The sequence below is a fragment of the Thermodesulfobacteriota bacterium genome, assembly GCA_040755095.1.
GTDB lineage: Bacteria > Desulfobacterota > Desulfobulbia > Desulfobulbales > JBFMBH01 > JBFMBH01.
In genome coordinates this window covers 1-10405 of sequence record JBFMBH010000153.1, presented here as the reverse complement: position 1 = coordinate 10405, position 10405 = coordinate 1, and the positions used below count along the sequence as shown (strand labels likewise).

Below are 10405 nucleotides of genomic sequence, written 5' to 3'. Positions count from 1 at the left end.
CTGGCCGCCGGCGGCCTGCGGGTGCAGGCCGACCTCACCCGGGAGCATCTCATCGCCATGGCCGCCAACATGACCCGCAAGATGCGGGTGGCCTCCCTGCGGGTGGACGGGGCCAAGGCCGGTATCGCCCGGGATCCCGCGGCTCCCGGCAAGGCGGCGGCCCTGGCCCGCTTCCTGTCGGCCATCCGGCCCTACATCGAGCAGCGCTACTCGGTGGGACCGGACCTGAACCTGCGCATGGAGGAGCTGGAAGCGGCCGGCCGCGGCCTGGGCCTGGCCAGCGTCAAGATGGCCATCGCCCGGGCCCAGGGGATCACGATCCCGGAGCTGGTGACCCGGATGCAGCTTTTGGAGGCTGTGCTGCCTGGCGGCCAGACCCTGGGCTGGCTGCGGGGCGGCTACGGGGTCGGCGCCGCGGTGCTGGCGGTCCTGCCCTGGCTGGGCCTTGCCCCCCGGGAGGCCCGGGTGGCGGTGCAGGGCTTTGGCGCCGTGGCCCGGAGCGCCCTGGCGGTGCTAGCCGCCGCCCAGGTGCGGGTGACCGCCATCGCCGATGCCAGCCACGCCCTGGTGGCCACCGGGGAGACCGGCCTGCCGGTGCCGGCCCTCCTGGCCCTCCCCGGCAACGGGCTGCCGCCGGCCGGCCCCGGCATGCGGGCTGCCGTTCGGGAAGCCATCCTGGAGACGCCTTGCGATTGTCTGGTGCCGGCCGCGGTGGAGCACGCCATCGACGACGACGCCTGGCCGCGGCTGGCCGCCCGGGCCGTGGTGCCGGGGGCCAATCTGGCGGTCACCGCTGCCGCGGCGGCCGGGCTGGCCAGCCGCGGGGTGCTGGTGCTGCCGGATTTCTTGACCGGCTGCGGCGGCTCCCTGTCCATGGAGGGCCTGTTCGGCCCGGCCGCCCGCCCCGAGCCCCAGGCTGTGCTCGACCATGTCTGCCGGCGGATGACCGCCCTGGTGGAGCGGGTCCTGACGGAAAGCCGCCAGGAAGGCCGGCCGCCCACCCAGGTCGCCCTGGACTGGTGCCGCCAGCCGGTGGCACCAGCTGGCGGGCCGCCCTACGGGCCGCTGCCCGCCGGCTGAGAGACGGGCGCGCATCCATTCCCCCACCCCGACCCTCCCCCGCTGGGGGAGGGAGACAGACCACCTGCCGTGGCGTCTGTACCCCCGACCTCCCCGCAGCGGGGGGAGGTCGGGAGGGGGGCCAATCGGTCACGGCCACGCCGCCTCAGACGCGGCCAGCCTGCACCTGCCACGCTTGCGAGGCCCCCCATGCCCAGCCATCCCATCGACTTTGCCATCCAGGCGGACGTCTTCTCCACCCGGGAGCTGGCGGCCATCTTCGACGAGGAGGCCCGCCTCGGCCGCTGGCTGGCCATCGAGGCGACCCTGGCTCAGGTGCAGGCGGAGCTGGGGGTGATCCCGGCGGCGGCCGCCGCCATCATCCGGGAACGGGCCCGGCTGGACGGCCTGGACCGGGAGGCCTTGCGGGCCGCCTATGGCCGCAGCCGCAACTCGATCCTGCCGCTGGTGGCCGCCCTGCGGCAGGCCTGCGGCCCGGAGGCCGGCGACTGGGTGCACCACGGGGTCACCACCCAGGACATCCTGGACACCGCGGCCGTGCTGGAGATCCGGGACGCTTTGGCGCTCATCTACCGGGACCTGCGCCGGCTGGAGGAGCTGGTGCTGGGGCTCGCCGAGCGCCACCGGGACACGCCCATGATCGGCCGCACCCACGGCCAGGCCGCCCTGCCCATCACCTTCGGCCTCAAGGCCGCGGGCTGGGCCCTGGAGATCCGGCGCCATCTGGAGCGGCTGCAGGCCATGGCGCCCCGGCTGCTGGTCGGCCAGCTGGGGGGCGCGGTGGGCACCTTGGCGGCCCTGGGCCCCCAGGCCGTGGCGGTGGCCGACCTGACCCTCAGCCGCCTGGGCCTGGGCTCGCCTCTTCTGCCCTGGCACAATGCCCGGGATACGGTGGCCGAGCTGGCGGCCGGGCTGATGCTGGTCACCGGCACCGGCGGCCGCATCGCCAACGAGATCTGCCAGCTGGGCCGCTCGGAGCTGCGGGAGCTGCGGGAGCCGGCGCCGGCCGGCGCCGCCCGCAGCAGCACCATGCCCCACAAGCGCAATCCGGTCCTGGCCCAGCGCGTCGTGGTCCTGGCCCGGCACGTCCGGGCCCTGGCCGGGGTGGCGGCCGAGGCCATGGGCCACGAGCACGAGCGGGACGGCCGCGCCCTGTGGTCCGAGTGGCTGGCCCTGCCCCAGATCTGTATTTACAGCGGCACGGCCCTCCAGTATCTTGGGAGGGTTGTGGAGGGCCTTGAGGTGGACAAGGAGCGCATGGCCGCCAATCTGGCCGCCGAGGGGGCCTTCCTGATGAGCGAATGGCTGCAGTTCCGGCTGGCCCCTTCCCTGGGCCGCGCGAAGGCCCAGCAGCGGCTGGGAGAGCTGGCGGCCCGCTGCCAGGCCTCCGGCCGCCCGCTGGCGGAGCTTGTGGCCGCCGATCCGGAGATCGGCTCCCTTCTCGACCCCGCCGATCTTGCCCGCCTGGAGCGGCCGGCAGACTACCTCGGCCAGACAGCCGCCCTGGTGGAGCGTGCCCTCCGGACGATCCGCGCCGCGCGAGACCTTGACCCGGTAAGCCTCCTTTCCGCATGACCGCCAGCTGCCTCCCCCGGGCCCATATCGTCGATTCCTTCCTCTTCGGCAACGGTTACGCGAGCCCGGAGGCCAGGCGGATTTTTTGCGACCGGCGCCGCCTGCAGCGCTGGCTGGAGGTGGAGGTCGCCCTGGCCGCCAGCCAGGCGGAGCTGGGCATCATCCCCCAGGCCGCTGCCGAGGCCTTGGCCGCCAGCGCCGATCTGGGCCGCTTCGATCTGGGGGCGATCAGGGCCGACTTGGCTACGAGCAGCCATTCCCTGATCCCGCTCCTGCGGGCCTGGCAGGCCCTGACCCCGGGCGAGGCCGGCGAATGGCTCCACTTCGGCGCCACCACCCAGGACATCCAGGATACCGCCCAGTCCCTGGAGCTCCGGGAGCTGTGTGATCTCGTCGACCGGGACCTGGTGCAGATCGGCCGGCTGCTGGCGGCGCTGGCGGCGGAGCACCGCGCCACCCTCATGGTGGGCCGCACCCATGGCCAGCAGGCCCTGCCCTACACCTTCGGGCTCAAGGCCGCCGGCTGGCTCGATGAGCTGACCCGGAATCGGGAGCGGCTGGCGGCCTGCCGGCAGCGGCTCCTGGTGGCCCAGCTCTTTGCCGGCGTCGGCACCATGGCCTCCCTGGGGCCCCAGGCGGAGGAGCTTCTGGCCCGTTTTGCCGGCAGGCTCGGCCTGGCGGTGCCGGCCACCAGCTGGCATGCGGCCCGGGATCGCAGCGCCGAGCTGACCGCGGTGCTGGCCCTGGTCACCGGTGGCCTGGCGCGGATCGCCAACGAGATCTGCCAGCTGGCCCGGGACGAGATCGGCGAGCTGGCCGAGCCCTTCCATTTCGGCAAGATCGGCAGCTCCACCATGCCCCACAAGAGAAACCCCGAGACCTGCGAGCAGATCGTGGTGCTGGCCCGGCTGGTGAAGAGCGCCGCCGGCGTGGGCTTCGACACTTTGGTGGGCGAGCACGAGCGGGACTACCGGGCGGTGCGCCTGGAGTGGGCGGCCCTTGCCGCCGCCGGCCTCTATGCCAGCGCCTGCACCGCCCTCAGCCGCCAGGTTCTGGCGGGCCTGACCGTGGACCGGGAGCGGATGGCGGCCAATGCCCGGGCCGCGGCGGAGCGGATCAACAGCGAGGCCTTGATGTTCCGGCTGGGCACGGTACTGGGCAAGCAGACCGCCCACCGGCTGATCTACCAGGCAGCCATGGCTGCCCACGACCGCGGCTGCTCCCTGGCCGAGGCCCTGGCCCAGCTGCCGGAGGTGGCCGGCCGCTTCCGGCGGGAAGAGCTGGGGGGCGACCTCAGGCCCGAAGCGGCCCTGGGCCAGGCCGCCTTCCTGGTGGACCGGCTGGTGGCCGAGGCCGGCCGCCAGCTGGCGACCCTGGCGCAGGCCCCGGATCGGCCCTGCCCCCTGGCCGGCGCCGATGGCTGTTGCCGGCTTTCGGATGCCCAGGTCTTTTGAGCCAGCCGCCGGCAACAGACCTTACTGATCACGAAGGAGCAGCATGGACAATCTGGGGCTGTACGTCACCGCAATCTGGCTGGGCGCCCTGCACGCCTTCGAGCCGGGCCATGGCAAGAGCCTGATCGCCGCCTACATGATCGGCTCCCGGGGCCGGGCCCTGGACGGCATCGTTCTGGGGCTGGTGGCCACCTTCACCCACACCTTCAGCGTCATCGTCCTGGGGGTGGTGGCGAAGGTCCTGGCCCGGTCGTACACCGAAGCCCAGCTCCATGGCAGCCTTGGCCTGGTCTCCGCGGTCATCATCCTGGGCGTCGGCATCTGGCAGCTGTACCGCCATGCTACCGGCAAGGTGGGACACAGCCACCGGCATCTGCTGGGCGGGCTTGGGCAGGGGCAGGGGCAGGCTGCACACGGACTGGAGCACGGACATGGGCACGGACGGCAGCACGGACATGAGCATAGCCACGGGGGGTACGGCCACGAGCTGGGGCATGCGCACGGGCATGGCGGCCACGGGCACGGCGGCCATGGGCTGGCGAGCCCGGCCGGGGCCAGCCGGTGGCAGCTCTTCCTGCTGGGCATGTCCGGGGGGCTGGTGCCGTGCCCGGCGGCCATCGCCACCCTTCTGGCAGCGGTGGGCTCGGGCCGCATCGCCGAGGGGCTGGCAGTGGCGCTCGCCTTCAGCCTGGGCCTGGGCATCGTCATGATGACCGTCGGCGTTGTCCTCTCCCAGGCCGGCCGGCTGACCGAAATGGTGGGCGAAAACCTGGGGCTGGCCCAGAAGATCGGCCTGGTGAGCGCCCTGGTGATCACCGGCCTGGGGCTTTACACCCTGTACCACTCCCTGCAGAGCCTTGGTGCGGCGGCCGGCTGATCGGCACGGCCGGCGCCGGCTCCCTGATCGGAGGTGCCATCATGACCAGGCGTTGTCTCCTGTTGGCCGGCATAGCCGGACTCGCCGTCCTTCTGACCGGCCAGGCGTGGGCCTGCGTCGGCCGTTTTCTCTTTGTCGGCACGGTCGATACCCCGCAGGGCCGGGTGCTGGCCGAGCTGGTGGCCCAGCTCATCAACGAGCGCACCGGCACCACGGTCAAGATCCGCTTCTTCGACGACCGGGCCAAGCTCTACCAGGCCTTGCGCTCAGCCAACGAGGAGGAGCGGGCGGACATCCTGGTGGAGGACACCGCCAGCGCCATGGCGATGCTCAAGCAGGAGCGGCTTCCCGAGGCCAATGCCGAGTACCTGGCTGCCAAGGAGGCCTATGAAAAGGAGCTGGGCCTGGTGTGGCTCAACCCCTTCGGCTTCCGCTCGGCCCAGGAAGGGGGCCCCACCACGGTGAGCGCCCCTGTGCTGCGCCAGGATGTGCTGGCCAACTTTCCCCTCCTGCCCCGGGTGCTCAACAAGCTGGCTGGCGCCATCGACGATGCGGCCTTTGCCGGCCTGGTCGGCGAGGTCCAGTCCGGCAACAAGCCCAACAACGTGGCCCGGGACTGGCTGCGGGCCAAGAAGCTCATCTGAGGACCGCCATGGGACGCCCTGCCGGCCGCTGCCGGCCCGCCCTGCTGGCGCTGCTCCTGGCCCTGGCCGGCAGCGCTCCCCCGGCCCTGGCCCACATCGACCCGGACGACACCCCGGATCCGGTGGCCGAGATGGAATACCGGATCCTCCTGGAATTCCAGCCCGAGGACACCGCAACCCGCAACAAGCTGGCCATGGTGCTGTTCCGGCTCGGCCGGCTGGGCGATGCCGAGGCGGAGCTGCGCCGCGTTCTTGCGGCGCAGGCCGACGACGCCGATGCCCTGGACGGGCTTGGCCTGGTGCAGGCCGCCCAGGGCCGGCCCGCCGACGCGGTCCGGTCCTTTGCCGCCGCCCGCCGGGCGCGGCCCGGTGACCTGGCGGTCCATCTTCACCTGGGTCAGGCCCTGGAGGCCCAGGGTGATCTGCCAGGTGCCGAGGCCGCCTACCGGGAAGGCTTGGCCGCAGGCCAGCCCGCAGCCGACCCCCAGGAGCGGACTGCGCTGGCCGCTGCCCTGGAGGCCTTGCGCCAGCGCACCGCTGGACGGCCCGGCGCCCCGTCCGGAGGTCAGCCATGAAGCGTCTCGTGTGGGCACTGCTGGCTCTGGCCGCCCTTGCCGGCTGCCAGAGCCAAGCGCCAGCCGGCAAGGAGCTCAGCGGCCCGGTTTACCGGATCGGCTACATGATCTGCAACTCGGAGAAGGAGACCCTGGCCCGCTTCACGGCCATGACCGCCTATCTGGAGCGAAAGTTGGGCATCCGCCTGGAGGCCGCGGCCATCGATACCGTCGACTTCACCCGGGAGGTGGAGGGCCTCCACTTCACCCACACCAACTCCCTCCTCTATGTGATCCTGCAGCGCCTGCACGGGGTCGAGGTCCTGGCGGCCGAGCGCAAGGGCTCCCTGGGCTTCCGCTCCCAGGGGGTGATCATGGTGCGGGCCGACAGCGCCATCCACGGCGTGGCGGATCTCAAAGGCCGCACCATGGCCTTCGGGCCCATGCTGGCGCCCACCGGCTTCATGAGTCAGGTTGCCCTGCTCATGGACAGCGGCCTCGACCCGGAGACCGATCTGGCCTATTACGCCATCCCGTCCGGCTCCTTCAAGCACGAGAAGGTGATCTACGGCGTCCTGTTCGGCCGGTTCGATGCCGGCTCCATCCCCCTGGACGACATCGAGACCATGGTGGACGACGGCCGTCTGGGACCCGACGAGCTGCGGATCATCGCCCGGGCGCCGGCCATTCCCTACTGCAACTTCGGCTATACCCAGAAGGTGGACGAGCGGCTGGCCAAGGCCTTTGGCGAGGCGGTCCTGGCCCTCACCCCGGAGGATACCGTGGAGGTGGGCGGCGAGCGGGTACGGATCCTGGCCCGGGCCCTGGTGGACGGCTACGAGCCGATCACCGACGCCGACTTCGAGCCGGTGCGCGAGCTGGCCCGCCGCACCAACATGCCACCCTACCAGCGTTACTGAGCACGCCCTTCCTGCTGCTGCGGCCAGCGTCCCAACCGGCTGGCCGCCCCCCTGCCTGATCGCCGGGCCCGGCCCCGGCTGTCTTCGCCCCCCCCCGTCCCGATAATAAGAATTTTTCTCACCTAGGAAGAAAAAAAATTGCAGCCTGGGGCCGGCGCCGGCTGCCTGTCCGGCGCTGCCTTGTCCCGCCGCTCCCTGATCCCGCGCCGCCTGGCACCCATCCGCGCCCGGGTATCTGCCCGGCCGCCCCGGGCCACCTCACCCTTGGCATGGTTCATGCTAGCAACTTGACGGCAAGCCCGAACCGTTTTCGTGCTCCGGTCTCCCCGGCCAGAGGACAACGGGCAAGTCGGTGGTGTTTCAGCCTGTCAGCCGGCTCTCCTGGCCGCCTGACAGCTGCCCTTCCCCCTGCCGCCGGTGCGATTTCCTGGGGCTTCCCGGCCCTGTTGCTGCTCGGTTTCCAGGCCCAGGCGCTTAGTCGCCGGCAGCAAGTGCTTGCCTCGAAAATGAACGTTCCACCAATTGCGGACCAGAAAACCCCGGAGTTTTCTTAGTGTCCGGCTAGGAATTCCATCTCTCCAGGGTCCCCTTGGCCCGTCCACGGGAGAGATGTCCTGGTCGCCGCCAGCTGGCCGGCCCCGGAAGAGGGCAGCCACAGGCGGCGCAATTCCCGACTACCTGATCGGACAACAACTGGCTTCTCCCCGGCAGGTCATCTTGAAGGCGGACGGCGGCGCCTCCTCTGCGGCGCCTGGTCCCCAGGCCAGGCTCGGCCATTCCATCCAGCGATCAGGCAGCATGGGCGACATGATCTTCGCACAGGCACGGCTGTACCGGAGGGCAACAATGAACAGGACCTGTACCGGTTTGTTGATGGCAGGCAACGGCCTTGGACTCGCCACGCTCTTCGTGCTGGCCCTGCTCGCCGGCTCTTCGAGCCCGGCCTTCGCCCTGGCCGTGGACTGCGCCACCTGCCACAACAACCACGCCGTGCTGTCGAGCTGCGTGCCGTGTCACGCCGGGAGCACCAGACAGATCCCCCATCAGCCGGCCCACAACCGGACCGTGCTGCCCGATGCCAGTTGCGGCCAATGCCATGTGGCCAACGTCTACGACCAGCACCAGGGTCTGTATGCCTCTCCCGAGGCCGCCTACCAGGCCTGCATCGACACACCCAACTTCACCTGCTTCAACCTGAACCGGGGCTGTCAGGTCTGTCACAACGACACCTACGACGCCGTGGTGGCCGCTGGCGTGGCGGAGACGCCGGTGGACTGCTTCGCCTGCCACAACCCCGCCGTGGCCAACCATGCGGCTGGCCACGACCAGTTGACCACCACAGCCGCCTGCACGACCTGCCATGCCAGCGCCGATTTTCCCGCAGTCCTGGCCCTGCACCGGGACGACTGCAGCCGCTGCCACAGCAGCACCCGCCAGGCGGTGGTGGACACCATCAATGCCGGCCGGGCCGGCACCCCCGTATCCTGCGACAACTGTCACGGCATCCACGCCCCCGCCGTTGATCACAACAACCTGGCCACCAGCAGCAACTGCTCCACCTGCCACGTCACCGGGGACTTCGACGCCATCCTCACCGCCCACCTGGGCGATTGCCTCACCTGCCATGCCAGCACCCGGCCCGAGGTGCTGGCCACGGTCGCCACCGGCCGGGGTCCGACCGGAGTGCCGGTCTCCTGCGAGAACTGCCACGCCGGCCATCCCAGCGTCGCCGCCGAGCACAACAACCTGACCGCCAGCCCCGACTGCGCCAGCTGCCACGCCACGCCGGATTTTGTCGCCATCAATGCCCTGCACGGCAACCTCTGCGGCCTGTGCCACGCCAGCGCCAGGCCGGTGGTGCTGGCGACCATCGCCGCGGGCCAAGGGGCAGCGGGTACCGCCCAGGACTGTGCCGACTGCCACACCGGCGCAGCCGGCGGCGCGGCCTCCCACGCCGCCACCTTCGCCGGCATCGAGCCGGTCCACAACAACGTCCAGGCCGATGCCTCCTGTGCCGGTTGCCATGCGACAGCGGGGGTAGAGCGCCTCTCCCAGCACCGGAACGACTGCGCGGTCTGCCACGCCAGCAGCAATGCTACCGTCCAGGCGGCCATCGCCGCTGGCGCCACCACCGCCCAGACCTGCGCCGCCTGCCATGTCAGCGGTGGCGCGCCGTTCCACGCCACCACCTTCGCCGGCATCGAGCCGGCTCACAACAACGTCCAGGCCGATGCCTCCTGCGCCGGTTGCCATGCGACGGCTGGGGTCGAGCGTCTGGCGCAGCACCGGAATGACTGCGCCGTCTGCCACAGCAGCACCAACACGGTTGTCCAGGCGGCCATCGCTGCTGGCGCCACCACGGCCCAGAACTGCGCCGCCTGCCACAAGACCGGCGGCGCGGTCCTGCACGGCACCGACAACGCCTCGGCGGCCGCCGCCCATGACAGCTTCGCCGCCTCCGGCAACTGCTCCACCTGCCACGCCCAGGCCACAGCCGAGGCGCGGCTGGCTTTGCACCAGGCCTGCGTCCAGTGCCACACCAGCAGCCGCCAGCCGGTGATCGATACCATCGCCGCCGGCATCCTGGGCACCCAAGTTTCCTGCGACAACTGCCACAGCGGCCATCCCAACCCGGCCGCTGACCACAACAACCTCGGCACCGTGGCCGCCTGCTCCTCCTGCCACGCCTCCCCCGACTTCACCGCCATCGCGGCTCAGCATCTTGGCCAGTGCGGCGTCTGCCACGCCAGCACCAAGGCCGCGGTAACGGCGACCATCGCCGTGGGCGTAGGCGCCACCGGCACCCTCCAGGACTGCCTCGACTGCCACAGCGGCGACGCCGGCAGCGCCGTGGTTCATGCCACCACCTTCGCTGGCATCGAGCCGGCCCATAACAACGTCCAGGCGGATGCCTCCTGCGCCGGTTGCCATGCCACCACCGGGGTGGAGCGTCTGGCGCAGCATCGGAACGACTGCGCCGTCTGCCACGGCAGCACCAATACAGTCGTCCAGGCCGCCATCGCTGCCGGCGCCACCACGGCCCAAAACTGCGCTGCTTGCCATAAGACCGGTGGCGCGGTGCTGCACGGCACGAACAACGCCTCGGCGGCCGCGGCCCATGACAGCTTCGCGGCCTCCGGCAACTGCTCCACCTGCCATGCCCAGGCCACAGCCGAGGCGCGGCTGGCCTTGCACCAGGCCTGCGTCCAGTGCCATACCAGCAGCCGCCAGCCGGTGATCGACGCCATCGCCGCCGGCATCCTGGGAACCCTGGTATCCTGCGACAACTGCCACGGCGGCC

Annotated in this window: 8 protein-coding genes; all 8 read left to right on the top strand. The window is 71.3% G+C overall.

The features are described from left to right. Positions 1-1080: Glu/Leu/Phe/Val dehydrogenase dimerization domain-containing protein (locus tag AB1634_17095; GenBank protein MEW6221233.1), on the top strand; the 1080-nt coding region annotated here is incomplete at its 5' end. A gap of 189 nt (positions 1081-1269) precedes the next feature. Beyond that, entirely contained in the window at positions 1270-2655 is a 1386-nt protein-coding gene (locus AB1634_17090; GenBank protein MEW6221232.1) for an adenylosuccinate lyase family protein, read from the top strand. After that, positions 2652-4109, top strand: a complete 1458-nt coding sequence (locus AB1634_17085) for an adenylosuccinate lyase family protein (protein ID MEW6221231.1) — start codon at positions 2652-2654, stop codon at positions 4107-4109. Before AB1634_17090 ends, AB1634_17085 begins: the two co-directional genes overlap by 4 nt. A 43-nt stretch (positions 4110-4152) precedes the next feature. After that, the gene (locus tag AB1634_17080; GenBank protein ID MEW6221230.1) at positions 4153-4986 is read left to right on the top strand and encodes a sulfite exporter TauE/SafE family protein; all 834 of its coding nucleotides are present in this window, start codon (positions 4153-4155) and stop codon (positions 4984-4986) included. 41 nt (positions 4987-5027) lie between these two features. Next, positions 5028-5630: a glycine betaine ABC transporter substrate-binding protein gene (locus AB1634_17075; protein ID MEW6221229.1), complete on the top strand. Its 603-nt coding sequence runs from the start codon at positions 5028-5030 to the stop codon at positions 5628-5630. A gap of 8 nt (positions 5631-5638) precedes the next feature. Beyond that, a complete protein-coding gene (locus AB1634_17070) occupies positions 5639-6205 on the top strand; it encodes a tetratricopeptide repeat protein (protein ID MEW6221228.1) in 567 nt (188 codons plus the stop codon). Beyond that, entirely contained in the window at positions 6202-7104 is a 903-nt protein-coding gene (locus AB1634_17065; GenBank protein ID MEW6221227.1) for a phosphate/phosphite/phosphonate ABC transporter substrate-binding protein, read from the top strand. The genes AB1634_17070 and AB1634_17065 overlap by 4 nt, the downstream gene beginning before the upstream one ends. An 846-nt stretch (positions 7105-7950) precedes the next feature. After that, positions 7951-10405 (top strand): hypothetical protein (locus tag AB1634_17060; protein ID MEW6221226.1); only part of this gene is annotated, 2455 nt, incomplete at its 3' end.

What these genes read in the sequence shown, in the direction of transcription:
- AB1634_17090 (MEW6221232.1), top strand. Translation starts at nt 1,270, where the DNA reads ATGCCCAGCCATCCCATCGACTTTGCCATCCAGGCGGACGTCTTCTCC.
- AB1634_17075 (MEW6221229.1), top strand. Translation starts at nt 5,028, where the DNA reads ATGACCAGGCGTTGTCTCCTGTTGGCCGGCATAGCCGGACTCGCCGTC.
- AB1634_17080 (MEW6221230.1), top strand. Translation starts at nt 4,153, where the DNA reads ATGGACAATCTGGGGCTGTACGTCACCGCAATCTGGCTGGGCGCCCTG.
- AB1634_17085 (MEW6221231.1), top strand. Translation starts at nt 2,652, where the DNA reads ATGACCGCCAGCTGCCTCCCCCGGGCCCATATCGTCGATTCCTTCCTC.
- AB1634_17070 (MEW6221228.1), top strand. Translation starts at nt 5,639, where the DNA reads ATGGGACGCCCTGCCGGCCGCTGCCGGCCCGCCCTGCTGGCGCTGCTC.
- AB1634_17065 (MEW6221227.1), top strand. Translation starts at nt 6,202, where the DNA reads ATGAAGCGTCTCGTGTGGGCACTGCTGGCTCTGGCCGCCCTTGCCGGC.